Annotated in this window: 22 protein-coding genes; 11 read left to right on the plus strand and 11 right to left on the minus strand. The window is 50.5% G+C overall.

Going from position 1 to position 25,699, the window contains the following annotated elements; all coding sequences use genetic code 11:
- The first annotated feature begins 54 nt into the window (after positions 1-54).
- Positions 55-1,737, plus strand: coding sequence for a class I adenylate-forming enzyme family protein (locus tag AB1I67_RS03980; protein ID WP_367028532.1), 1,683 nt, complete (start codon positions 55-57; stop codon positions 1,735-1,737).
- Positions 1,734-2,948, plus strand: a complete 1,215-nt coding sequence (locus AB1I67_RS03985; RefSeq protein ID WP_367028533.1) for an MFS transporter — start codon at positions 1,734-1,736, stop codon at positions 2,946-2,948. The genes AB1I67_RS03980 and AB1I67_RS03985 overlap by 4 nt, the downstream gene beginning before the upstream one ends.
- A gap of 99 nt (positions 2,949-3,047) precedes the next feature.
- Here AB1I67_RS03985 and AB1I67_RS03990 read toward each other — a convergent pair whose 3' ends face one another.
- From AB1I67_RS03990 to AB1I67_RS04000, 3 genes are all read right to left on the minus strand, one after another.
- Positions 3,048-3,914: a DUF3881 family protein gene (locus AB1I67_RS03990; RefSeq protein ID WP_367028534.1), complete on the minus strand. Its 867-nt coding sequence runs from the start codon at positions 3,912-3,914 to the stop codon at positions 3,048-3,050.
- A gap of 493 nt (positions 3,915-4,407) precedes the next feature.
- Positions 4,408-5,106, minus strand: coding sequence for a response regulator transcription factor (locus AB1I67_RS03995; RefSeq protein ID WP_367028535.1), 699 nt, complete (start codon positions 5,104-5,106; stop codon positions 4,408-4,410).
- The gene (locus AB1I67_RS04000; protein ID WP_367028536.1) at positions 5,099-6,697 is read right to left on the minus strand and encodes a DUF4118 domain-containing protein; all 1,599 of its coding nucleotides are present in this window, start codon (positions 6,695-6,697) and stop codon (positions 5,099-5,101) included. Before AB1I67_RS04000 ends, AB1I67_RS03995 begins: the two co-directional genes overlap by 8 nt.
- Before the next feature lie 293 nt (positions 6,698-6,990).
- Here AB1I67_RS04000 and AB1I67_RS04005 point away from each other — a divergent pair, with 293 nt between their 5' ends.
- Positions 6,991-7,191 carry a hypothetical protein gene (locus tag AB1I67_RS04005; protein WP_367028537.1) on the plus strand — a complete coding sequence of 67 codons (201 nt, stop codon included), beginning with the start codon at positions 6,991-6,993 and terminating at the stop codon, positions 7,189-7,191.
- 156 nt (positions 7,192-7,347) lie between these two features.
- Here AB1I67_RS04005 and gdhA read toward each other — a convergent pair whose 3' ends face one another.
- The gene (gene gdhA / locus AB1I67_RS04010) at positions 7,348-8,682 is read right to left on the minus strand and encodes an NADP-specific glutamate dehydrogenase (protein WP_367029146.1); all 1,335 of its coding nucleotides are present in this window, start codon (positions 8,680-8,682) and stop codon (positions 7,348-7,350) included.
- A 239-nt stretch (positions 8,683-8,921) separates the two neighbouring features.
- Positions 8,922-10,796 carry an ABC-F family ATP-binding cassette domain-containing protein gene (locus AB1I67_RS04015; RefSeq protein WP_367028538.1) on the minus strand — a complete coding sequence of 625 codons (1,875 nt, stop codon included), beginning with the start codon at positions 10,794-10,796 and terminating at the stop codon, positions 8,922-8,924.
- A 256-nt stretch (positions 10,797-11,052) separates the two neighbouring features.
- Between AB1I67_RS04015 and AB1I67_RS04020 the strand changes: the two genes are divergently transcribed.
- Both AB1I67_RS04020 and AB1I67_RS04025 read left to right on the plus strand, forming a co-directional pair.
- On the plus strand, positions 11,053-12,447 hold the full coding sequence (locus AB1I67_RS04020; RefSeq protein WP_367028539.1) for an aspartate ammonia-lyase: 1,395 nt from the start codon (positions 11,053-11,055) through the stop codon (positions 12,445-12,447).
- A 245-nt stretch (positions 12,448-12,692) separates the two neighbouring features.
- The gene (locus AB1I67_RS04025; protein WP_367028540.1) at positions 12,693-12,938 is read left to right on the plus strand and encodes an HPr family phosphocarrier protein; all 246 of its coding nucleotides are present in this window, start codon (positions 12,693-12,695) and stop codon (positions 12,936-12,938) included.
- A gap of 132 nt (positions 12,939-13,070) precedes the next feature.
- Here AB1I67_RS04025 and AB1I67_RS04030 read toward each other — a convergent pair whose 3' ends face one another.
- Entirely contained in the window at positions 13,071-14,708 is a 1,638-nt protein-coding gene (locus AB1I67_RS04030; protein WP_367028541.1) for an ATP-binding cassette domain-containing protein, read from the minus strand.
- A gap of 534 nt (positions 14,709-15,242) precedes the next feature.
- Between AB1I67_RS04030 and AB1I67_RS04035 the strand changes: the two genes are divergently transcribed.
- Positions 15,243-16,130 carry a DMT family transporter gene (locus AB1I67_RS04035; RefSeq protein ID WP_367028542.1) on the plus strand — a complete coding sequence of 296 codons (888 nt, stop codon included), beginning with the start codon at positions 15,243-15,245 and terminating at the stop codon, positions 16,128-16,130.
- Positions 16,131-16,210: 80 nt separating this feature from the next.
- A complete protein-coding gene (locus tag AB1I67_RS04040; RefSeq protein ID WP_367028543.1) occupies positions 16,211-17,134 on the plus strand; it encodes a 2-dehydropantoate 2-reductase in 924 nt (307 codons plus the stop codon).
- Positions 17,135-17,157: 23 nt separating this feature from the next.
- Here AB1I67_RS04040 and sdaAA read toward each other — a convergent pair whose 3' ends face one another.
- Both sdaAA and sdaAB read right to left on the minus strand, forming a co-directional pair.
- The gene (gene sdaAA / locus AB1I67_RS04045) at positions 17,158-18,027 is read right to left on the minus strand and encodes an L-serine ammonia-lyase, iron-sulfur-dependent, subunit alpha (protein ID WP_367028544.1); all 870 of its coding nucleotides are present in this window, start codon (positions 18,025-18,027) and stop codon (positions 17,158-17,160) included.
- A gap of 46 nt (positions 18,028-18,073) precedes the next feature.
- Positions 18,074-18,742 carry an L-serine ammonia-lyase, iron-sulfur-dependent subunit beta gene (gene sdaAB, locus AB1I67_RS04050; RefSeq protein WP_367028545.1) on the minus strand — a complete coding sequence of 223 codons (669 nt, stop codon included), beginning with the start codon at positions 18,740-18,742 and terminating at the stop codon, positions 18,074-18,076.
- 263 nt (positions 18,743-19,005) lie between these two features.
- On the opposite strand from sdaAB, the gene AB1I67_RS04055 reads away from it, so the two are divergent.
- Positions 19,006-19,893, plus strand: a complete 888-nt coding sequence (locus tag AB1I67_RS04055) for a LysR family transcriptional regulator (protein WP_367028546.1) — start codon at positions 19,006-19,008, stop codon at positions 19,891-19,893.
- 63 nt (positions 19,894-19,956) lie between these two features.
- Here the strand turns inward: AB1I67_RS04055 and AB1I67_RS04060 are convergent, their stop codons facing one another.
- From AB1I67_RS04060 to AB1I67_RS04070, 3 genes are read right to left on the minus strand one after another with little or no spacing between them, the layout of a single operon-like run.
- Complete coding sequence (locus tag AB1I67_RS04060) at positions 19,957-20,727, minus strand: amino acid ABC transporter ATP-binding protein (protein WP_367029147.1); 771 nt, start codon at positions 20,725-20,727, stop codon at positions 19,957-19,959.
- Positions 20,728-20,742: 15 nt separating this feature from the next.
- Positions 20,743-21,396 (minus strand): amino acid ABC transporter permease, encoded by a 654-nt coding sequence (locus tag AB1I67_RS04065; protein WP_367028547.1) that lies wholly within the window; start codon positions 21,394-21,396, stop codon positions 20,743-20,745.
- 47 nt (positions 21,397-21,443) lie between these two features.
- Entirely contained in the window at positions 21,444-22,346 is a 903-nt protein-coding gene (locus AB1I67_RS04070) for an amino acid ABC transporter substrate-binding protein (RefSeq protein WP_367028548.1), read from the minus strand.
- A gap of 334 nt (positions 22,347-22,680) precedes the next feature.
- Between AB1I67_RS04070 and AB1I67_RS04075 the strand changes: the two genes are divergently transcribed.
- The 3 genes from AB1I67_RS04075 to AB1I67_RS04085 all read left to right on the plus strand — a co-directional run bounded on the left by AB1I67_RS04075 (position 22,681) and on the right by AB1I67_RS04085 (position 25,699).
- Complete coding sequence (locus tag AB1I67_RS04075; protein ID WP_367028549.1) at positions 22,681-23,670, plus strand: PrpR N-terminal domain-containing protein; 990 nt, start codon at positions 22,681-22,683, stop codon at positions 23,668-23,670.
- Positions 23,667-24,587: a sigma 54-interacting transcriptional regulator gene (locus AB1I67_RS04080; RefSeq protein WP_367028550.1), complete on the plus strand. Its 921-nt coding sequence runs from the start codon at positions 23,667-23,669 to the stop codon at positions 24,585-24,587. Before AB1I67_RS04075 ends, AB1I67_RS04080 begins: the two co-directional genes overlap by 4 nt.
- A gap of 161 nt (positions 24,588-24,748) precedes the next feature.
- Positions 24,749-25,699, plus strand: a complete 951-nt coding sequence (locus AB1I67_RS04085; RefSeq protein WP_367028551.1) for a 2-keto-3-deoxygluconate permease — start codon at positions 24,749-24,751, stop codon at positions 25,697-25,699.

The following is a 25,699-nucleotide window of genomic DNA, read 5'->3' on the forward strand; positions in this document are numbered from 1 at the left end:
CGGGCGCACAGTCCTGCAAAGCTGATATCGATGAGTACAGTTGAGGATAGAAAAATGTTGATTACAGATTACTTGGAAAAAAATGCAGAAACCTGGCCGGAGGATGGTGCGCTTGTTGAACTGAACTATCTGGTAAAGACAAAAAATCCGCTGGAATGGAGGCAGCAGTCCTGGAATAAAGCAGAACTCCTGGAACCATTCCGGCGTGAGATCACATGGGAGGTTTTCAATGAAAAAGCGAACCGGATTGCCAATTTCCTGATCTCAAGAGGTGTTGGAAAAGGGGATCATGTGGCGCTGATCATGAAAAATTGTCTGGAGTGGATGCCTCTCTACTTTGGTATTTTAAAAACGGGCGCTGTGGCGGTGATGCTGAGCTACCGGTTTCAGGGGGAGATGATCCTGAATTGTGTGGAGCTGGCTGACGTCAATGTGTTCCTCTTCGGACCGGAGATCGTGGATCGGATAGAGGAGATCAAGGAGCGCTTGTTCGACAGGCGCATGGGATTTTTTATCGGGGTTAATTGTCCGGCATACTCCCATGTTCCCTGTCCGGAGTACGTGGAAAATATTATTTTGGAATCGGACAACTGCTCCAGCAGGAATCCTGCCGTGGATATTCAGGAATCCGATCCGGCGGCCGTTTATTTTTCATCTGGAACCACTGGAGATCCAAAAGCCGTTTTACTGAGCCATGCTTCTCTTGTATTCTCAGCACAGGTAGAACAGGCGCATCACTATCAGACCAAAGACGACTGCTTTTTGTGTATTCCTCCATTTTACCATGAGGGCGCTACCATACACTGGTTTGGGAGCCTGATCACAGGGAGCAGGGCGGTTCTCTTAAAGGGGATCAAGCCAGATATGATCCTGGAGGCGGTAAGCCGGGAAAAATGTACGATTGCGTGGCTTTTGGTACCATGGGCCCAGGATATTTTAGATGCCCTGGACAGGCAGAGCATCCGGTTAGCGGACTATCCCAATATGAAGCAGTGGAGGCTGATGCATATCGGCGCGCAGCCGGTTCCTATCGCAACAATCCGGCGATGGAAGGAGTATTTCCCGGAACAGCAATATGAGACCAGCTACGGGCTTTCTGAATCCGGAGGTCCCGGCTGCGTACATACAGGCATAGGAAACGAATGCGAAGCCGGTGCGATCGGGATACCCGGTTATGGCTGGGAATGCAGGGTCGTGGATAGTGAACGCCGGGAGGTGCCCGTGAATACCACAGGAGAGCTTGCCGTGAGAGGTCCTGGCGTGATGATGCGGTATTATAAGAATCCTGAGGCGACCAGAGAAGTCCTGACGGAAGACGGATGGCTGTACACCGGCGATATGGTTGTGAAGAAGGACGATGGTCAGCTCTACATTGTGGATCGGAAAAAAGATGTGATCATTTCCGGCGGAGAAAACATCTATCCTGTGCCGATCGAGGATTTCATCCATAATTTTGAACCGGTCAGGGATGTGGCTATTATTGGATTTCCCCGTGACCGGCTCGGGGAGGTTCCTGGTGCGATTATCCAGTTAAAGGAAGGATACAGCTGCACAAAAGAAGATGTGCGCGCATACTGCGGGCAGCTCCCACGATATGAACGTCCTGTTCAGATTTTCTTTGGAGATGTGCCAAGAGGCTCTACCGGAAAGATAAAAAAGCAGGAGCTTCGCAGGAAATATGGTGTCGAAAACACCGTATGCTCCACACAGCAGGGCGATGGAAGGATGAAGTTATGAAGATAAAAAACAGATGGGGCTATGTCGCTCTTGGAATTTTAATTCTGATTTTTTCCGGAATGGTTTATGCCTGGAGTGTAATGTCAGCCCCCATTGCGTCTGAATTCAGCCAATGGACCAAAGGAGAGCTGTCCTTGACCTTTACAATTACTATGAGCGGTTTTTGTATCGGGGGATTTTGGGGCGGTCTTGTCTCAGAACGGCTGAAGGCAGGCATACGCATAGGGATTGCAGCGATCTTGTTCCTGCTGGCCTTGTTCCTGTCGGCTGGAACAAAAAGCCTGTGGCAGCTTTATATCGGCTTTGGTATTCTGGGAGGCTTTGCCTCCGGGCTTTCCTATAACGCAGTGATCGGAACGGTACTTAAATGGTTTCCGGACCGACAGGGTACTGTTTCCGGTCTTTTGCTGATGGGGTTTGGAATCGGCAGCTTTCTGATCGGAAAAGTGTATGCGGCAGTCTTATCGGCAGGAATGGCTGATTGGAGACAGCTCTTCCGGCTGTTTGGAATCATTGTTTTTGTGGTACTGGTCATGGCGGGAACTTTTATCCGGCAGCCGGAAAAAGATTTTGTGGCCCCAGTCGCTTCGGCTGGGAAAGGGGCGTCAGAAAAGACGCAGACGAGAGACATAAAAACCATGGCTATGCTGAAAACCTCTTCCTTTTGGTTCTACGCTGTCTGGACAATCCTTCTGGGTTCCTCAGCGCTGGCTTTGATCGCACAGGCGGGCGGCATTGTGCTGGAGGTAGCGCCGGGGAGTTCTGCCAATACCATTGCGACAGCAGTGGGAATGATCTCTGTTTTTAATGGAGCGGGAAGGGTTTTATTTGGCGGACTGTTTGACAAACTGGGCTATCGGAAGAATATGCTTTTGAATAACGCCATGTATCTTATCTCGGTTTTGGTTACGATTCTGGGGCTGAAGACAGGAAGCTTCCCGATTTTAATTGTGAGTTTTATCTGTTTTGGCTTATCTTACGGAGGCGTGACCCCGACAAATTCCGCTTTTATTCTCTCGTTTTATGGAAGCAGATATTATCCGGTGAATTTTTCGATCATCAATATGAATTTGATCCTGTCTTCCTTTGGGGGAACATTGGCTGGCATGATCTATGACAGGCAAGGCACATATCTGAGTATTTTTGTCATTATGATCGTTGCGGTTCTGCTGGGAACCATATGCACGCTTTTGATCCGGAGACCGGAATAGTATATACCCCAGTTGAGTATGCGATACTTCAGCGACCAGGAAAACAACAACAATGTAGGGTACGGTTATCGCCGTACCCTATCCCTTTATATAACCTTATTATTGCTCCACAAACCTTGCTGCGCCCTGCATCCAGATCTGCCCCTTAAATCTGCGTCCCACCCTCGGCTCTCCCACCAGATCCCTTTTCGCAACGCCCACATGGAATACCATATCGTTGCAGTCAAGAGTCAGGTCATATACTTCCTCGCCGGTTACGCGGTTCTGCTTCACATCAATACGGGTGATCTCGCCTATGACCGAATACTGGTCACACTCGATCCCGCAGGGCATAAAACAGGAATCCACGATGGAATAGATATCCTCTTTCATCACCCGCCTGGATATCTGAGAATACATATCAATATCCTCGATGGTCAGCGTCTCCATGGCGTCCTCGTCGCCATTCTTGGCAGCCTCCAAAAGGCTGTTGCGGTCCTTGGTGGCAACCCGCGCCATCTCGATCTGCTTCCTGGTCTTGTGCAGGGGAAGCAGGATCTTGCCCTCCATGGCAAGCCCCGTCAAGTTCACCGACTCCACCTTTCTGGACATCCTGTCCAGCTTCCTCTCCCGGTACTCAAATCCGTTCTCCAGATAAAAGATCAGGGATATCCCTACACGGTATTCATCCAAAAGCCCCGCGTACGTTTCCTTCTCCGTGTGACGCTGGATGGAACAGTCGGCAGTGGACGACACATCGCTTCCTGCCAGGTACGGATAATAATACTCCCGTTTAAACACGCCGTGCTCATCTGTCTCTCCCATCATCACCAAACCCATCCCCGGCGCCACTTCCGCCCTGACCTCACAGAGGTTGGTATCCGTATCTATCTGTATCCGCCGCCGCGTTCCCGTCTGTTCCAGCTCCGCAAGCAGCTTCTCTATCTCTCTTTTCTTCTGGTATGTGCTGAATCCAATGCTTCTCAAAAACCTGTGCATCCTGTCACCTTCTTACTTTTCTTACTTTTGACCGCCTTCATAAAGTTAAAGAAAAGGCGAAGAAACACCTCCGCCCCGCTCTTTGTATGCATTATAACCCATGACCAACTATTTTTCAATAACAAACCCACCTTGCCCTTTTCCCAACCGTTTCCTTCCCCGCCATTCCCCCATACGCCAGTCCCGTAGTTTCCGCATTTTGCAGCGGCGGCGGGCATGGGACGGGGGACGGGGAATCGGACAGCAAGGTTTTTGTGACTTTGCAGGCCATTAGAGACTGTTAGCCTCCGGGATTTTCTGTTCTGACAGAGAAAGGGGTTGTCTGAGCGACAGCGAGTTGCCCCTTTCCCTGTCAGGCATTTAAGAAAATCCCGGAGGCTTACAGTCACTTATGGCCGAAACCGGAACAAAAACCTGCTGTCCGATTCCCCGTCCCCCGTCCCACGCCCGCCGCCGCTGCAAAATGCGGAAACGGACCCATTTACACCCTCAGCATCCGGTACCCGATCCCCACATGGGTCTGGATATACTGGGGCGAGGACGGGTCCTTCTCGATCTTTTTGCGCAGTGTCGCCATAAACACCCGCAGCGAAGCCACGTCATTGTCCCAGGAGCTGCCCCACACCTCCCGCGTGATATAGGAGTGGGTCAGGACCTTTCCCACGTTCTTTGCCAGAAGGCACAAAAGCTTGTACTCAAGCGGCGTCAGATGCAGTTCCGTATCCTTTAAGAATACGCAGCAGGACGCGTAATCGATCCGCAGATCTCCATTTTCAAAAACAGAGCTGTCGCCCGCCCCATCGGCCGCCATATAGCTGAGCCTGCGGAACGTCACCCGCAGCCTTGCCAGCAGCTCCTCCACCGAAAACGGCTTCGTCAGATAATCATCCGCCCCCGCATCCAACGCCTCGATCTTGTCAGTCTCCTCACTGCGGGCGCTGATGACGATGATCGGCATTTTCGACCAGGTGCGCACCTTCCTTATGACCTCCACACCATCCATATCCGGCAGGCCCAGGTCTAAGAGCATCACATCCGGGTTGTGGGATACGGCCTCCAGGATCGCATTCTCACCATTGCCGGCAGTGCGGTATTTATAATTATGGGTTTCCAGGGTTGTTGCTATCAGGTTGCAGATGGCGGCATCGTCCTCCACAACCAGTACCATTGATTTATTCACGTAAGGTTACCTCCTCCTCCGGCAGCGTAAACCGGAATAATGCCCCTTTGGGCTGATTATCCAATACTTTGATCCCGCCTCCATGGGCCGTGATGATCGTGCGGCACAGAGACAGGCCCAGTCCTAAGCTCCGGCGGCTGTCCACCACACCGGTCTCCACCACGTAGAACCGGTCGAAGATCCGCTCCTTTGCCTCATCCGGGATCCCATTCCCATTGTCCGCTATATCCACCACCACTTTTCCGTCCTGACGGAATGCGGATAACCGGATCTCTGAACCGGGCGGCGTGTACTTTATGGCATTGTCCACGATATTGACGATCACCTGCATGATCAGCTTGGCGTCGATCTTCACCAGCAGGAAATCCTCCGAAGGCTGCACCGTGATCTTGTGCTCTTCCTTCTTCCGGTTCACATGCTGGAGCGCCTCTGTGATCACCTCGTCGATCAGCTCCGTGGAGAGATGGAGCTGCATGGTGCCGTCCTCGATCCTGGTGACGGACAGCAGGTTTTCCACCAGGTTGATCAGCCACAGGGAGTCATCGTAAATGTTCTCATAGAGCTGCCTTCTGCTGGCCCCGTCCATATCATCCGCATTTGCCAGCAGGATGCCAGCATTGCCCGTGATCGTGGTCAGCGGCGTCCGCAGGTCGTGGGAAATGGAACGGAGCAGATTGGCACGAAGCTGCTCATTTTTCGCTAACAGGGCGCTCTCCTCCCTGGCCCGCAGCGCCTCCTCTTTCTCCAGCGCCAGGGCGCATTCACCCAGGATCGAGAGCGTAATACTGTATTCAAACGATTCCAGCTCTTCCGCTGCTCCCGGCACCGGGATCGCAACCACGCCATACACTTTATCACCTGACCGGATCGCAAGATGCAGACAAGAGGCGTCGCTCATTTTATCGGTGGTGGCTCCTGCATTTTCCTTGTTCTGGTATACCCACAGGGCTGCCGCCCGTTCGCTCTCGCTGGTATACTCCGCCTTCTGGAGCATCTTTTTTTCCAGGGACTCTTCCCCCTCCTTAAGCTTTGCCGGGAACCAGAACGCTTCCGAAAGTCCCCCCTCCTCCACAAGATATATCACGATATCCCGTTTTAAAAGCTTCACCAGCTGTCCTGCAACTACCGATACCATCTCGCGCCGGTCGCTCTTCTGCTGGATCATCTGGTTCGTCTCCAAAAGGATCTGAGTCCTAAACGCCGCTTCGGACGAAGCCTTCATCTGCTGTTTCATCTGAACCGCCAGGGTACTGGTAATAAACGCTGTCAGAAACATAGTCAGGAAGGTGACTGGATAGTCATCGCTGTATGCTTTCAGGGTAAAATAAGGCACTGTAAAAAAATAGTTGAAGGCCAGCACGCTGACCACGGATGAGATCAGGCTGTAGATCTTTTTAGAGGTGACGACTGCAGTCAGCAGTACGCCGATAATATATGCCATGACCATATTGGAATCCGACATATCCATATGCCGGAATACCATACCTACCCCGGTTGCCGCTGCCAAGAGCAGCAGGCTCTTTACAATGTCTGCCACCAGTGTCATCCGCTCGCTCCTATGAAACCGGGCTGTCCTCCCACCTCTTTCCATATCGCTGCCCTCTCCCTCTGTTCTCCTGATCTAAACTGTATTTTCTTCCCCAATCCCTGCTGTTTTCCTAGATTATAACATATTTATTTTCTTCTATGTGAACAGGCCCTGCGTTTAGGCATTAAGATTATATTAAATTCAGTAAATGTTCCTGATTTTATTTCAAATCTTAATCTCATCTTAACATGAATGCAAAAACCCCAACCCCAAACTAATGCGCCATGTTCTATAATAAAATTAGATAAAAGATAACATGGGTTAAGTTTCCAGATTTCAGGAAAGGGAGTGATGATATGTCAGGAATTCTGCTGGTCGGTACTTTTGTATTTATATTCTTTTTTGGTTACCATATGGCTGATATTTTAGACCACTTTCTTGACACCAACCGCTTTTATCCACAGGATGACGACATAGAGAACATCATCCAGAGCGAGGAACTGTCAGGCCAGGAACTCACAGGTTTTCAGCATACTGCCGCACACCGGGCGTCCTGATCTCCATTTGACCGATACCATATCACTATACCAGAAATGCCGCAGACAATGAATACTCATTCATACTCATTGTTTTGCGGCATTCTTTTTATCACAGGCCGTACAGGCATTCATCCAGCCTTGTACAGCCTGTATCCATATTTTAGTGCAGATCCCTTATACAACTCCCTGTGCCATCATCGCATCCACAACTTTTTCAAAGCCTGCGATATTGGCGCCAGCTACGTAGTTGCCTTCCACGCCATAGCGTCTTGCTGCATCATCCGCTTTTGCAAAGATATTCCCCATGATACCCTTCAGCTTTGCGTCCACTTCTTCCGCAGTCCAGGAAAGCCTCTGGCTGTTCTGGCTCATCTCCAGCGCGGAGGTAGCTACGCCGCCTGCGTTGGCAGCCTTACCCGGCATGAACAGCATACCGTTTGCCTGAATGAACTCGGTAGCTTCTCTGGTGGTCGGCATATTGGCGCCTTCTGCCACTGCGAAGCAGCCGTTTGCTTTCAGCGTCTTTGCATCGTCTAAGTTCAGCTCATTCTGGGTAGCACATGGCAGCGCGATATCACAGGGCACCGTCCAGATGCCTCTGCCATCCGTATAGACTGCTCCCGGAACAGCATCCACATACTCTTTGATCCGTCCGCGACGTACTTCCTTGATCTCCTTGACCACATCCAGGTTAATGCCGTCCTTGTCATAGATATAACCGTTGGAGTCGCTCAGCGCCACAACCTTCGCGCCAAGCTGCTGTGCTTTCTCGGTAGCATAGATCGCCACGTTACCAGAACCGGAGATGACAACCGTTTTGCCAGCCAGCTCCTTACCGTTGTGCTTCAACATCTCGTCCAGGATATACACCAGGCCGTAACCGGTAGCCTGGGTCCTCACCAGGGACCCGCCGTAATTTAAGCCCTTGCCGGTCAGAACGCCCTCATACAGGCCGGTCAGACGCTTATACTGTCCGTACAGATATCCGATCTCCCTTGCACCTACACCGATGTCGCCTGCCGGTACATCCTGGTCGGCCCCGATGTATTTGAAAAGCTCCGTCATGAAGCTCTGGCAGAATGCCATCACCTCTCTGTCGGACTTGCCCTTCGGGTCAAAGTTGGAACCGCCCTTACCTCCGCCGATGGGAAGTCCCGTCAGGGAGTTTTTAAATACCTGCTCAAAACCGAGGAATTTTAAAATGCCCTGGTTGACAGACGGATGCAGACGCAGCCCGCCCTTGTACGGTCCGATCGCACTGTTGAACTGCACGCGGTATCCCTTGTTCACCTGTACCTGTCCGTTGTCATCTACCCACGGCACACGGAAGGAAATAATGCGCTCCGGCTCTACAATGCGCTCCAGCAGCGCCATCTTGCGGTATTTCTCCTCATTGGCGTCAATCACCAGCTTTAAGGAATCCAGAACTTCCTTCACTGCCTGATGGAATTCTGCTTCTCCAGGATTCTGCTCTACTACTTTTGCATAGATCTCGTCAACATAAGACATTTTCATAATCCTCCTTATTCTAACATTCTTCTGTTCCTACTCGTGAAACAAAGAGTTCCGCCTGCGGAACTGCCGCGCGGAGCGTTTTTGATCCACAGGACGTCATTTCCTGTGAATTAAAAACAAAAAGACCCTGCCTCTCCTGGCAGAGCCTCATTGCTCTCAACGTATCGTAGAAAATTATAGCAATTTAATGAGCTAAAGTCAATAACTTATTTTTAATGTTTACCACGTTTTTGTCATGACTGGGCGGCGATCTGCTCCGCCAACTCATTTAAATACATCCACCGCTCCATCTTTTCTTCCAGCTGCGCTTCCTTCTCCGCCTTCTCAGCCATGAGCTGGTTCAGCTTCCCATAATTCGTGGCGGACTCTGCTATCTGGTCATCCAGTCCCGCTACTGCATCCTCCAGAGCGGCAATATCAGCCTCTATGGTATCCCACTCCCGCTGTTCCTTATAGGAAAATTTCAGCTTCTTCTGGTGTACACGCCAGTCCTGGGAAGACGCATTCTCACCGGATTCCGCCAGCTCTCCGCTGCCCTTGGCTCCATTTTTGCCGCCGTCCGTCCCCCGCAGGCCGCTGCGGGATGGTCCGCTCTCCGCCGCCTCAGGATGCTTCTGCGAATACGCCACCTGATAGTCCGTAAACCCGCCCTCATACTGGGCCACGGCTCCGCCGCCCTCAAAAGCAAAGATCCGCCTCACCATCCGGTCCAGAAAATACCGGTCATGGGAAACTGCGATAACAATCCCCTGGAAACTGTCAAGATAATCCTCCAGGATCGTCAGCGTCTGGATATCCAGATCATTGGTCGGCTCGTCAAGCAGCAGCACATTGGGCGCGTCCATCAGGATGCGCAGCAGATACAGCCTCCGCTTCTCCCCTCCGGACAGCCTGCTGATCGCAGTATACTGTACGCTGGCCGGAAACAAGAACCGCTCCAGCATCTGGGAGGCGCTGACGCTGCCGTCCCTGGTCTGTACATATTCCGCCACATTCTTAATATAATCGATGACCTTAAGGCTCTCGTCCATGGCCTCATTTTCCTGGGAAAAATACCCCATCTTAACAGTCTGTCCGATGTTGATGATCCCCGAATCCGGCTCCACCCATCCGGCGATCATCTTCATCAGAGTGGATTTCCCGCTGCCGTTCGGACCAATGATCCCAATCCTGTCATTTTTCAGGAAAATATAAGAGAAATCCTTGAGCAGCACCTTGTCCCCATAGGACTTGCAGAGGTTTTCCACCTCCACCGTCGTCCTTCCGAGACGGCTTGAGACAGACTCCAGTTCCACCTGTTTATCAAGCTCCGGCGCATCCATATCCCGCAGCGCCTCATACCGCTGGATATGTGCCTTCTGCTTGGTAGAACGGGCGCGGGCGCCGCGCTGCATCCACTCCAGCTCTGTCTTTAAGATAGACTGGCGCTTCCGCTCCGTCGCCTCCGCCATATCCATCCGCTCTGCTTTAAGCTTAACAAACCCTTCATAATTCGTCTGATAGCTGTACAGCTTTCCCTTGTCCAACTCCACGATCCTGTTGGTCACGCTGTCCAGGAAATACCGGTCATGAGTGATCATAAGCAAAGCTCCCCGGAACTTTTTCAAATAGTCCTCCAGCCAATCCGCCATCTCACTGTCCAAATGGTTGGTCGGCTCGTCCAAGACCAACAGATCTGCGGTGGAAAGCAGTACGCTGGTCAACGCCACCCGCTTCCTCTGTCCTCCCGAAAGCGTCTCTACCTTTGCATCAAAGTCGTAGATACCAAGCTGCGTCAAGATCGTCTTCGCACTTGCCTCCATCTCCTCCCGGGAGGTAAAATGCGGCTCCGCCTGATTGTCCCGCACAATACTGTCAAGCACCGAGTCCCCATCTGTAAACTCCGGGATCTGCGGCAGATACCGGATATAGAGATTCCTTCTGCGCACCACGCTTCCCCCGTCCGGCTCCTCCAGCCCTGCAACGATCTTTAACAGGGTAGATTTCCCCGTACCGTTGATCCCGATCAGGCCGACCTTTTCCCCCTCGTTGAGGCTGAATGCCGTATCATCAAATAACAAACGCTCTGTATATGATTTTGTCAGATGTTCTATCGTAACCAGACTCATATTCCACTCCTGTCCATGTCGTTTTCTTCAGCAGTAATAGTATAACATGATTGTCTGAAAATGAAAAGAAGGCGCTTATTGCTTAATAATATAAACAAATAATGTTATTCATCTTAACAAAATAATGTTTTCACTTTATTTTATTAAGAAATATAGATTTTTTGATATCTATTTACTTTCTTCTGTAAAAGTGATATGTTCCAATTATAGAATACTCTTTTTACAGGAAATCTAAAGATATTGGGAGGCAAAAATTATGCTTACTCGTACCGAGGCCGATTCCATCGGCACCATGGAAGTTCCCGCCAAGGCTTATTACGGAGTCCAGAGCCTGCGTGCAAAACTCAATTTCAACATCACAGGACGCCCTCTTCACCCAGCCTTTATCAATAATCTTGCACGGATCAAAAAGGCGGCGGCCTACACCAATATGGCTGCTCATGTGCTGGATGAGTCCATCGGCCAGGCGATCGTAACTGCCTGCGACGAGATCATTTCCGGCAAGCTGCATCATCAGTTCATCGTAGATGCCATCCAGGGCGGAGCCGGCACCTCCGCCAACATGAATGCCAACGAGGTCATTGCCAACCGCGCCATCGAGCTTCTCGGCGGGACAAAAGGCGACTATTCCATCGTCCATCCCAACGATCATGTGAACATGGCCCAGTCTACCAATGATGTTATCCCCTGTGCCGGCAAACTCACCATCATGGAGCTGATGCCCGGTCTGATCAGCGAATTGGAGCGCCTGCACCGCACCCTGATGGATAAAGCTGTGGAGTTCGACGACGTAGTCAAGATGGGCCGCACTCAGCTTCAGGACGCCGTACCGATCCGTCTCGGACAGTCCTTTGAAGCCTACGCAGCCGTGATCGCCCGCGATATCAAGCGGCTTTCCCAGACAGAAGAGGAACTGCGGCTCTTAAATATCGGTGCGACTGCGGTAGGTACCGCCATTAACGTAAACCCAATTTACCTGTTCCACATTATCAAGAATATCAATCTGGTATGCGGGACCAACTGCGCCCAGGCGGAGGATTTATTTGACGCCACCCAGAACCTGGATGGATTCGTACATACCTCCGGCGCGCTGAAAACCTGTGCAGTGAACCTTTCCAAGATCTGCAACGACCTGCGGCTTTTATCCAGCGGCCCCAGGACTGGTATCGGCGAGATCAATCTACCGCCGAAGCAGAACGGTTCCTCCATCATGCCAGGCAAGATCAATCCAGTCATCCCGGAGGTAGTCAGCCAGGTAGCTTTCCTTGTTATCGGAAACGACATGACCGTCACCATGGCAGCCGAGGCGGGACAGCTGGAGCTTAACGCCTTTGAGCCTGTTGTATTTTACAGTATTTTTGAATCCATCGATACCATGACCGGAGCGATCCGGACCCTGATCGACAACTGTATTTCAGGCATCACCGCAAACCGCAAACGCTGCGAACAGCTGGTGGAATCCAGCGTATCCCTGGCGACAGCCCTCTGTCCTTATATTGGTTACAAAAAATCCGCAGACATTGCCAAGCAGTCACTGGAGACCGGTATTCCAGTGCGGGAACTGGTTATAAGCTCCCATCTGCTGACGGAAGAACAACTGAAACATGGCCTGGACCTCCTTGCCATGACACAGCCAGGACATCAATTCTAATCAGCAGTTCCCTCCATCACTGTCGGTAAATGTGTATTCTTTTATACATATTTACCAAAAATGTCGAAATTTTACCGACAGATGGAGGGAACTTTTATGTATTTTTAATATTTTTATGCTTGTTTTCTTACTTTGACTGTGTTACACTAAACTCATAAAGACATAAAAAGCTTTTACGTCCTTCTGTAACTACCTTGTTTGTTGTACTGTAGGGTATTATCCCGTTTAAGAAGGGGGTCGGGAAGATGATAACCAGACAGATTGATACTTGTCAACGGTACAGTCCAGTACCCATTTCATTTCTCATCAACGCTGCCAATTCCTTTGACTGCGAGATCTATGTCAAATGCGACGACAGTCAGGTGAATGTGAAGTGTTATGATGAGATGATCCGCAACTTACAGACGCGCAGCAAATCGCTGCTATTTTTCTTTGATGGAAGAGATGAGCAGGCTGCACAGCAAAAAATCGAAAGGATTTTTCAGGAATAACCACTATGAATAATCTTGTAGACCACGAAAAAGGACAGCTGGCCGATATTTCATAAATAATATGAAATCAGCCATAACTGTCCTTTTTACATGCATTTTTATAGTTTGTATGCCCGTATATCTCTGCGGCTATCAGTTATCTTCTTCCTGCTTCTCAGATACCGAGAACACATAACGTTTTCTCGCCATCTCATCGCTCTCCAGATACTCATCATAAGACGTGATCTTATCGATCAGCTGTCCATTGACGATCTCCATGATCCGGTTTGCTGTGGTCTGCACGATCTGATGGTCACGGGAGGAGAAGATCAAAACACCCGGGAACTTCACCAGCCCATTGTTCAGCGCAGTGATAGACTCCATATCCAGGTGATCCGTCGGCTCGTCTAACATCAGCACATTGGCGCCGGAGATCATCAGCTTGGAAAGCATACAGCGCACCTTCTCACCACCGGACAGGACCTTTACCTTCTTCACGCCGTCCTCGCCCGCAAACAGCATACGTCCCAGGAAGCCGCGCACATAGGTCGCATCCTTCTCCGGTGAATACTGGGTCAGCCAGTCCACGATCGTATCATCGTTGTTAAACTCCGCGCTGTTGTCCTTCGGGAAGTAGGACTGGGTCGTGGTCAGCCCCCACTTATAGCTTCCTTCATCCGGTTCCATCTCACCGGCCAGGATCTGGAACAGAACCGTCTTGGCACGCTCATTCGGCCCTACCAAAGCCACTTTATCCTCACGGGTCAGCGTAAAGCTGAGACCGTCCAGGATCTTTTCACCATCGATGGTCTTGGACAGGTTATCAACCGTCAATACCTCATTGCCGATCTCACGGGCCGGGCGGAAATCAATGTACGGATATTTACGGCTGGACGGCCTGATGTCATCCAGTTCGATCTTTTCCAGAGCGCGCTTTCTGGAGGTTGCCTGTTTGGATTTGGAAGCGTTGGCAGAGAACCTCTGGATAAACTCCTGCAGCTCCTTGATCTTCTCTTCCTTCTTCCGGTTGGCTTCCTTCATCTGCTTCACCATGAGCTGGCTGGACTCATACCAGAAATCATAGTTACCAGCGTAGAGCTGGATCTTCCCATAGTCGATATCTGCGATATTGGTGCAGACCTTATTGAGGAAATAACGGTCATGGGATACTACGATCACCGTATTCTCAAAGTTGATCAAAAACTCCTCCAGCCATGCGATCGCATCCAGATCCAGGTGGTTCGTCGGCTCGTCGAGAAGCAGGATATCCGGATTGCCGAACAGTGCCTGTGCCAACAATACCTTCACTTTCAGGGCGCCGGTCAGATCTTTCATCAGGGTATAATGATACTCCGTTTCAACACCCAGGCCATTTAACAGGTTCGCCGCGTCAGACTCAGCCTCCCAGCCATTCATCTCCGCGAACTCGCCTTCCAGCTCTGCCGCCTTGATCCCATCCTCATCGGAGAAATCCTCCTTCATATAGATGGCGTCCTTTTCTTTCATAACCTTATACAGTTTCTGGTTGCCCATGATAACCGTATCCAGGACCGGGAATTCATCATATTTAAAATGGTCCTGCTGCAGGAAGGACAGACGCTGCCCCGGCGTGATCACAATATCGCCGTTGGTCGGCTCCAGCTGTCCGGACAAAATCTTTAAAAAAGTAGATTTGCCCGCGCCATTAGCACCGATCATGCCATAGCAGTTCCCCTCCGTAAACTTAATATTAACATCCTCAAACAATGCCTTCTTCCCCAGCCGAAGGGTCACACCATTTGCACTAATCATATTTGAACACCTTTCTTTACCTAAAACCGCCGTTTCGATCATAACGTCAGTAAAAAGGGGACATCGTTTATGTCCCCATCTTTTGCATCATATTCATTTTACAGGAAATTCCTGAATTTGCAAGCCCTTTTGGTGAAATTCCTTGATTTTATGCGATCTGGCGCCATAACGGCAGGTGGTTAGTCCTTCAACAGGGGGACTGGACCCTCTGATTACATAGAAATCCCTGTAAAGGGAAATCTCCGAAAGGAGGGCACGCTTTATGAGTGATTTTGAAATGCTCTCCATCGTACTGAAGATTCTCGGAATCATCATTGCGATACGTCTTGGACTAACCGTCTATCGGCAGCACCTTTTTCATTATTATCTTAACAGATTCCCAGTCTCTGGTCAAATACTCCATTTGCTTTTTGATCAGCCGCTGGTTCCTTTTTATCATTCACATAATCGTTTGCAGTTTTCCTCCACATGTGATATAAATTTCATTAGATTCATCAACAAGATCCACAAAATAATATACATTGGAGACCCGCCATGCGCTATTTAGAAAAACACCCTATGATCATGATTGTCATCGGTATTATCGGCATCTCTTTGTCGGCAATCTTTGTAAAGTACTCTCAGGCTCCATCTGTCGTGACGGCGGCGTACCGCCTGCTCTGGACAGTCCTCTTGATGTCGCCGGTGGTGCTGCTTAAAAAAGACCGCCGGGAAGAGCTGTTTTCCACGGATCGAAAAACCGTGCTGCTCTGCGGGGTCAGCGGTGTTTTCCTGGCGCTGCACTTTGCCATCTGGTTTGAATCCCTAAAACACACCTCTGTCGCCAGTTCCACCACGATCGTCTGCACAGAGGTCATCTGGGTGGCGCTTGGCTTCTGCCTTGTGATGCACGGGCACCTCTCGGCAAAATCCATCCTGGCTATCGCCGTCACGCTGTTTGGAAGCATCATCATTGCCTGGTCCGATTCCTCCTCCGGCGGCAATCATCTCTATGGAGATATCCTGGCGCTGCTGGCCGCCATGGCTGTGGCTGTCTACACCCTGATCGGCAGGGTGGCGCGCACCACCACATCCACGACCATTTATACCTACATTGTATATCTGTGCTCGGCTGTCACCCTGATCGCCATCACCGCCATGCAGGGGCTCTCCCTGACAGGCTATGGAAGCAGCGGGATCATAGTCGGTCTGCTGCTGGCTGTCTTCTCCACGATCCTGGGACACAGTATCTTCAGCTGGTGCTTAAAGTTCCTCTCCCCGGCCTTTGTATCTGCCTCCAAACTGTGCGAGCCGGTCGTCGCCGCTCTGTTTGCCGCAGCCCTGTTCCATGAGATCCCCGGCGTGCTCCAGTTGGTGGGAGGCGCAGTGATCCTGGGCGGAGTCATCTACTATTCGCGGCTGGAGATGAATGCCGCAGATTAAACCGCCTGTGCAGAATGATTCACGGTTATGATTCACAGCTACGATCCACAACAATCCCAAAACAGAAAGGAGTTTTCCACATGAAAGAAATAAAATCCACCGCCATCATCGGTATGGGCGCGCTTGGTATGCTGTATGCAGACAAAATCCTCTCAGCCGCCGGGCCGCAGGCCGTCGCCTTCGTTGCAGAATCCGACCGGATGGAAAAGTATAAAAATATGGCTTTCACAGTCAACGGCCAGCCCATCCAGTTCCCGCTGACCGACCGCTCAGACAGCAAACCTGCCGATCTGGTCATCGTCGCTGTCAAATACAATGCGCTGGCCTCTGCACTGGATACCATGTCTGGCTGCGTAGGGCCTGACACCACCATTATTTCCGTTATGAATGGGATCACCAGTGAAGAGATCATCGGTGACCGGTTCGGCTCCGAAAAAGTGATCCCCTGCATCGCCCAGGGTATGGATGCTGTAAAATTCGGCGGGGATCTGACCTATTCAAAGCCCGGCGAACTGCGGATCGGGATCAGGAATCCGGACAACACATCCTCACAGGCACGGTTAAACGAACTGACCCATTTTCTCGACCAGTGCGGGATTTTATACACCGTAGAAGACGACATACTCTACCGGCTCTGGGGCAAATTCATGCTGAACGTAGGCGTCAATCAGACCTGCATGGCATTTGAAACCAATTACGGCGGTTCTCTCGCTCCCGGCAAAGCTTTCGATACCATGGCAGGCGCCATGCGCGAAGTCATTGCGCTGGCAAACCTGGAAGGAATCCACCTGACGGAAGCTGATCTGGACTCTTATATTGAACTGATCCGCACACTTTCCCCGGAAGGTATGCCATCCATGCGCCAGGACGCCATCTCGCACCGGCTCACAGAGGTAGAGATGTTCTCCGGTACCGTAAAAAACCTCGCATCAAAACACGGACTGGCTGTTCCGGTCAATGACTGGCTGTATAAAAAGATCAAGGAGCTGGAAGCGGCATATTGACAGTGCCGCTTCCAGCTCCTTTTTTAACCTCCCATCGGACAGAACTGGCATCCCGTAGGTGTTGCCGCACAGCCCCCCAGCGCAGTTTCCCGCAGTTCAGCTGGAAGCTTTTTCCCTACCGAATACATGGTATTCATCATCTCATCAAATGGGATCAGCTGAGGAATACCTGCCAATGCCATCTCCGCCGCGATCAGCGCATTGGCTACGCCTGCCGCGTTGCGGTTCTGGCATGGATACTCCACAAGGCCGCCAACCGGATCACAGACCAGACCAAGCATGTTCATCAGGACCGTAGAGGCAGCATCCAGACTCTGCTGCGGGGTGCCTCCCATCAGCTCCACTGCCGCTGAAGCAGCCATGGCGGAAGCCACGCCCACCTCTGCCTGGCAGCCGCCTACCGCCCCCGCCACCGTCGCATTGCGCATGGCGAGATAACCGATCGCGCCTGCATTAAACAGAGCGTCGATCACATTCTTATCCGCAATATCATATTCCTTCTGAAGAGCCAGCAAAAGCCCCGGTACGATCCCCGACGACCCGGCTGTAGGCGCCGCCACGATCAGGCCCATGGAGGAATTGACCTCCAGCACAGCCATCGCATAGGCGATTCCCCTGCCCAGCACAGTACCACAGATATCTTTTCCCTCACTGTGATGTACACTCAGCTTCTTCGCCTCGCCGCCGATCAATCCTCCCATGGATCTACCCGGATTTTTTATTGGTGTGACGGCGGATTCCTTCATGATCTCAAGTACGCGCTCCATCCGGCATTCAATCTTATCAGCCGTAGTCTCCGCCAACTCACATTCCCTCAGTCTCATGACCTCTGATATTTTCAACTGATTCTCGCTGCAGACCTTTATAAGTTCTCTGGCATTCTTAAAATCCATAATCTTCTCTCCTTATCGTACAGAAACATTCTTCCTGTCATCCACTCTAATTCTGAACGATCATCACATCATGTACATTGGGGTTTTCCTTAAGCCTTTCAGCCACATCCACCGGCAGCCGGTCATCCGACTCCACGATCGTATACGCCGTATACCCTTTCGCCTCCCGGAACAGTCTCATAAACGCGATATTTACGTTCCGGTCGCTCAAGCATCTTGTGATATGCGCTACCACGCCAGGCTTGTCCTGATGGATCACGATCGCAGCGCTGTACTCCCCTGTAAAGTCCACCTTGACCTTGTTGATCCGCACGATCCGGACCTTGCCGCCGCCCAGGGACTCACCCCGCACGGTCATAACCTGTCCGGCCTCATTGGTCATCCTGATATCCACCGTATTCGGGTGGATCTCTGTCTCCTCCTCATTTACCGTAAAAGCAAATTCCAGCCCCTGCTCCTTTGCAATCTGGAAAGAATCACGGATCCTGATATCGTCTGTAGAAAATCCCATGATGCCGCCCAGAAGCGCCCGGTCTGTACCGTGTCCCCGGTAAGTTTTTGCAAAAGAACCATACAGCGTAAATTCCACCTTCTTGAGCGGCCCGTTTATCATTTTCTGGGCAAGATACGCGATCACACACGCACCAGCCGTATGGGAACTGGAAGGCCCGATCATATTCGGTCCCAAAACATCAAAAACACTGATAAATGCCATGACAATCCTCCTGTGATGTTTCATAATCATTCTTCTGACGCATCCTCGTTGGGCGCAGCATCTCCTAAAGAGTATTCCCTGTTTTCCAACCTGCATAACAGAGAAAAAGCCTCCCCGCGTGAACACTTGACGCCTTTCTGAATGTATTGTATCATGTCATTATACATAAATCCAATTCAAGTATTTTATAACATGATTGAATATTTTTCATAGGAATTTGAATTATGAACTAACAGAGTCTATACGAATGAGGAGAGTATTTTATGGAGATCCGCCAGCTTATCACCTTTGTCAAAATCGTTCAGATGGAGAGCTTTTCTCAGGCCGCCGCGGATCTGGGTTACTCGCAGTCCGCAGTGACCGTACAGATCCGCCTCCTGGAGGAAGAACTGAACACCCGCCTGTTTGACCGTCTGGGGAAACGGATCTCCCTGACTGCCCAGGGACAGCACTTCCTCACCTACGCTTACAATATCCTCAATGAGGTCAACAGAGCGAAACTGTCCCTTGAAGATGAATCAGAACTGACCAATCCGCTCCATATTGGCACCATAGAATCCCTTTGCTTTTCCAAATTTCCGCCCATCCTTCATTATTTCCGGGAACATCATCCAAAGGTTGCGGTCCGCGTCACCACTGCATCCCCGGAGGAACTGATCGAGATGATGGAACACAACCAGCTTGACCTGATCTACATCCTGGATGAACCGCGCTATAACAATAACTGGCATAAGGCAATGGAATGCAGGGAAGAAGTGGTCTTTGTCTCTTCAACGAGTTTTCCCCTATCGGACAGGAAACATCTTCATCTGGAAGAGCTGTTGAGCGAGCCGTTTTTCCTGACGGAGAAAAATGCCAATTACCGCCGCGCCCTGGACCAGTATCTTGCTTCCAAAGAGATGATCCTCTCTCCCTTCTTAGAGATCAGCAATACAGAATTTATCATAAAAATGATACAGGAAAACCGCGGCCTTTCCCTCCTGCCCCGCTTTGCCGTGGAAGAGAGCGCCGGACAGGATCAGCTCGCAATACTGGATGTGGAAGATTTTCACACCTCCATGTACCGGCAGATCTTCTATCATAAAGATAAATGGAAAACAAAAGAAATGGATGAATTTATCCGTCTGGCAAAAGAAGACATGGGCAAATGACCGATACCGGCCGCCTGCCCATGTCTATGATGTAAAACCATTATCGTTCCGTAGATACAGGACTCAGCCGCCCAGCATGGCTCCGTAACGCCCAAGAAAACTCCTGGTCCGCTCATTGTTGGAGGAAAACACCATATCCGGAGTCCCTTCCTCCACGATCACACCATCTGCCATAAAGATCACCCGGTCGGAAATATCCCTGGCAAATGCCATCTCATGCGTCACGATCACCATAGCAATATGAAGGTCCGCCAGGGACTTGATGACCTTTAATACTTCCCCGGTCAATTCCGGGTCCAGCGCCGAGGTCGGTTCGTCAAAAAACAGGATCTTGGGATTTAACGCCAGCGCTCTTGCGATCGCCACACGCTGGCACTGCCCGCCTGATAACTGACATGGATAGGCGTCCGCCCTGTCCTCCAGCCCCATCTTCTTAAGCAGCTCCATAGCGCTCTGGCGCACCTCCTCCCGGTCACGCTTCTGAACGGTAACCGGTGCATCCATAATATTCTTTAAAACAGAAAAATGTGGGAACAGGTTAAAATTCTGAAAAACAAGCCCATAATTCTCCTGAATCTTCCGAAGCTTCTGCTTCGGTGCATAAACCGTCTGTTCCTGCTCATTATTCCATGCCGCCCGCTCTCCCAGGTAGATCAGTTCCCCGCTGTCCATGGTCTCCAGCATGGTTGCACATCTTAGCAGCGTGGACTTGCCGGAACCGGACGGGCCAATGACCGATACGATCTCTCCCTCTTCCACATGGAGAGAAATATCCTGGATGACTGCAAGTCCGCCAAAGGACTTTTTTACATGATTCATTTCCAGTAGATTCATCATATTCCTCCCAATTTACTGATAGTAAGAAAGCTTCTTCTCGGCATGCTCCATCCCCACTGCCACAAGCAGGTTGAAGATGTAATAGAACAGCCCCGCCGCCACGAACGGCATCATGCTGGTCTGTGAAGACGCCAGCGCTTTTGCTATGGTAAACATCTCCAGAACACTGATGGTGAAGGCCAGGGACGTATCCTTGACCAGAGTGATCACCTCATTGGTGATAGAAGGCAGGATCCGCTTGATCACCTGGGGCAGAATGATCCTGAAAAAAGTCTGCGGCTTGCTGTAGCCCAGCATTTTAGCCGCTTCATACTGTCCCGCAGGCATCGACTGGATACCGCCGCGGTATATCTCCGCAAAATAAGCCGCATAGTTGATCACAAAGCCTATGAACGCAGCCCACAGGCGGTAGTTGTTATTCTTGATCCGGATGCCGAACAGATAGTAAGGCCCAAAATAAACCACCATGAGCTGGAGCATCAGAGGCGTGCCGCGCATAATCGAAATATACGCCTTCACGATCCCCTGAAGCAGCTTATTCTTTGACATCCTTCCAAAAGCCACAACCAGTCCAAGAGGCAGGGAAAATATCAATGTCACCAAAAATATCTGTATGCTGACGAACATGCCCTCTGCCAGCTGTGCTATCATCGTACCAATCTGCATAATCCCTGCTCCTTTTTCCGTGTTTCCTTATCTTTTTCCTGTGTTTATTATTTCCCGATCGTCGTAACGTCGCGGCCGAACCATTCTGTGGAGATCTTCTCTAATGTACCGTCCGCAGCCATCTCCTCCAAAGTGCTCTGAACCTTATTCCTCAAGTCCTCATTGCCAAGCTTAAAGCCGATCCCGTATTCCTCGGAAGCCAGAGTGTCCTCCAGGATCACATATTTGTCATCCTCTCCCCTCTGCTCGATCTGATAGCCTGCAACGATCACATCCATGGCAATGGCGTCCACAGCGCCCATCTCCAGATCCATAAATGCCGTATTGTAGTCAGGTGTTGTCTGAAGGGTACCAAAGGTCCCTGCCAGCTCTGTATTGTCTTTTAAAGCCGCCTCAGCGGAAGAATCAGCCTGAACCTCAACTACTTTACCCGCCAGGTCCTCAAAGCCCGCAATGCCTGAATCTGCGGCTACTACGAATACCTGGCTGTTGTCCATATACGGCTCACTCCAGGTGTAGGCATCCTCACGTCCATTCATGGTAAAACCGTTCCAGATACAGTCAATGGTCCCGGAACTCAATTCCATATCCTTTGCATCCCATGCGATCGGCTGCGGCACAAATTCCAGTCCCAGACGCGTTGCCACTTCCTCTGCCAGAGCCAGATCAAAACCGGTATATTCTCCGTCATCTCCCTTAAATCCCATCGGCGGGAAATCCTGGTCAAACCCTACGGTAAAGGTTCCGCCTGCCGCGGTATCAGAAGCCTCTGCTTCACTGGCTGCTTCTGTTTTATCTGACGCATCCTCTGCTGCAGTACTGTCTGCCGCCGCAGATACTGCTGCCGTGGTCTCTTTTGCCGCTGTGGCCGCATCCGCACCACCGCCGCAGCCTGCAAGGCTCAGCGCCATCGTTCCTGCCATCAATAAACTCATCGCTCTTTTTTTCATAATATTCTTCCTCCTCTTTTTCGCGGTTTCCCGGCTTTCCTGCCTCACCCGCGACACGTTACCATATTAGCATACTAAAGCGAATCTGTCTATCATTTTTTCATTGGACCAATATAAAGAGTCTTTCCCAGAGATCGCAATAATTTCAGTACGGTATCCAGTGTTGGATTCGTATTCCCTTTTTCTGTTCAACGTTAATCTTTCCCCCACATTCCACAGCATACAAAACATTCTGTACACCAACCAGAAAATCAGTATTCTCACGTACCATATTTGGTAGTATAATGAAATTTATAAACCCTGGGAAGTCACAGAAAAAGGGAGGATAACACCCATGAAAGAAATATGTTTTATCGCCCCATACATCCAACTATACAATATGGTCCAGGAAATGATTTCTGCCGATGTGCGTTACAGCAATGTCTCTGTGGTTCTGGGTGATCTGGAGGGCGGAGTTGAACAGGCATACCGGGCGTTGGAATCCGGCACGGATATTTTGATTTCCAGAGGCGGCACCTACACCATGATCCATGAGCAGGTAAAGGACGCCAACATTTATGAGCTGAAGATCAGCGCGCTGGATATTATGAACAGCTTAAAACACGTACTGAACCGCAACGAGGAGATTGCCATCATTGGTTACTACAATATTATTTACGGTTATGACATCTTGTCTGAACTCAAAGGAATCCAACTGCGCTCCATTTCCATAAATGATCTGGAACCCGTGGAAGATAAGATCCGTGCCTGCGCCGCAGAGGGTATCAAATCCTTTATCGGTGACACGATCGTGAACCGCGAGTGCAAAAAACTGGGCTATGAATGCTATATGATCGAGAGCAGCATCGATTCCGTCAAGATGATCATCGAACAGGCCCAGGAATCGCTTACCTACAGTAAAGAGATATTGGAGCAGAACCGCCGCTACCGCGCTCTGATGGACAACGTCCATGAAGGCGTCATTGCCACGGATGAAACAGGAGCCATCCGCGCCTGCAATAAAGCTGCGGAAGAAATCCTTGGCATCTCGAAGGAACGGGTCATTGGAAAAAAGCTGGATGAACTGGAATATGGAGAATCCATTCTTGCAGCTGTAAAAGAAGAAACCCTGATCATCGATGAGATCCGCGAGATCGGACAATTCAAGGTAACCTTCAGCAGTATTCCCATAGTTATCCGAGGATCCTATACCGGGTCTATCGTGGCATTTCAGGATATAAAAAGCTGCAGACTTACGAGACGAAGATCCGCTCCCAGCTTTTCCAAAAAGGCTTCCGGGCCAAGTACACGTTCCATTCCATCATCCACCAGAGCAATATCATGAGCCGCTGTATTGAGATCGCACAGAAATACAGTCAGTATGACTCTTCTATCCTGATAGAAGGCGAATCCGGTGTTGGAAAAGAACTTTTTGCACAGAGCATCCACAACGCCAGCGCACGGAAAAACAAACCGTTTGTCGCCGTAAACTGTGCAGCCCTGTCAAAATCCCTGATAGAAAGTGAACTGTTCGGCTACGCCGAGGGCGCTTTCACAGGTGCACGAAAAGGCGGCAAGGAAGGCATGTTTGAGCTTGCCCACCGCGGCACCATATTTTTAGATGAGATCAGTGAACTGCCTCTGGATGTGCAGGGTCAGCTGCTCCGGGTATTACAGGAACGCGAGGTGATCCGTATTGGTGACAGCAAGGTTACGCCTCTTGACATCAGGATCATCTGCGCCACCAATAAAAACCTGAACCAGATGGTAAAAGAAGGCGCCTTCCGGCAGGACCTGCTTTACCGCATCAATACCCTGCGCCTGACTATACCCAAACTGAATGAACGGCGTGAAGACGTAAAAATCCTTGCCGAGATGTTTGTCAAACATTTTGCTGAAAAATACGGTAAAGATGTTTTTCGTATCTCCCCGGCCGCCCTCCACTATCTTGCCCAGTATGATTTCAGAGGAAATGTCCGTGAACTGCGTGGAATGATAGAACGTGCCGTGATCCTGACAGAGACCCGCACCATTACAGAAGACGAGTTAAACCTGGATCTGAGCCGTCTGGAGGCCGCACCCCAGACGCCCTCATTCGATCCGCAGGATTCCTATACCCTGTCATTAAAAGAGGTTGAAACACAATATATACAAAAGATCTGGAACCAGGAAGAGAACTCTGTTGCAAAAACCTGTGATATCCTGAAGATCAACCGCACCACCTTATGGCGAAAACTGAAGGAGATCAACACAACGTTGTAATAAACATCTGTGTTGTATTTTGCATCCTTCTTTTGTTTCAAACTTCAACTGGCTATCTCATAATTTTATAGTTTATGTCCTGTTTCCATTCATTTTAGGTTGGCATGGTTTTTGCTTTATTATTAAGTATCAACCAATGAATAGAAAGGAGAAGCTATTTTATGAAGATTTTAAAAACTGTCCAAAAGGTTCCCGGAGGCATGATGGTCGTTCCGCTGTTATTAGGAGCCACGATCAACACATTCGCACCACAGGCATTGGAAATTGGGGGATTTACCACTGCTCTGTTTAAAAATGGCGCGTCTGCCCTGATCGGTTTATTCATGCTGTGCAACGGCGCCATGATCAATGTGAGACAGGCAGGCAAACCTCTGTATAAAGGGGCTGTTCTGACTCTGGTGAAATTCATTCTCGGAGCATTCATCGGATGGGGTGTCAGCACCATATTTGGTCCCGCCGGAATCATCGGGATCACGCCGCTTGCCATCATCGCCGCCATGACCAATTCAAACGGCGGACTCTATGCCGCTCTGGCCGGAGAATACGGGGATTCCAGCGACGTTGGCGCTCTGTCTGTCCTGGCCATCAACGACGGCCCGTTTTTAACCATGGTGGCTTTCGGTGCAACCGGGCTTGCCAATATCCCGTTCATGTCCCTGGTGGCCTGTATCGTCCCCCTGATCATTGGCTTTATTCTTGGTAACCTGGACGAAGACTGCAGGAATTTCTTTTCCTCCCAGTCCTCCATCCTGATTCCTTTCTTTGCATTCCCTTTGGGAGCCTCACTTGACTTCAAGACCATTATCAGCGCCGGTATCCCTGGACTGATCCTGGGCGTAAGCGTCACCCTGATCACCGGGCTGGCTGCCTACTTTGCTTCACGGGTCTATGGAAAGAAACGGAATCCTGCCGCCGCTGCAGTCGGGACCACTGCCGGCAACGCAGTTGCCACTCCGGAAGCTCTTGCCATGAGTGATGCATCCCTGGCTCCCTTTGTTCCTGCAGCCACCGCACAGGTTGCCGCATCCGTGATCGTGACTGCCGTGCTCTGCCCGGTCATCACCTCTTTCCTTGCAAAGAAAAACGGCAGGGTAAAAGAAACGGAGGAATAG

This window comes from Clostridium sp. AN503, assembly GCF_040719375.1.
GTDB lineage: Bacteria > Bacillota > Clostridia > Lachnospirales > Lachnospiraceae > Brotaphodocola.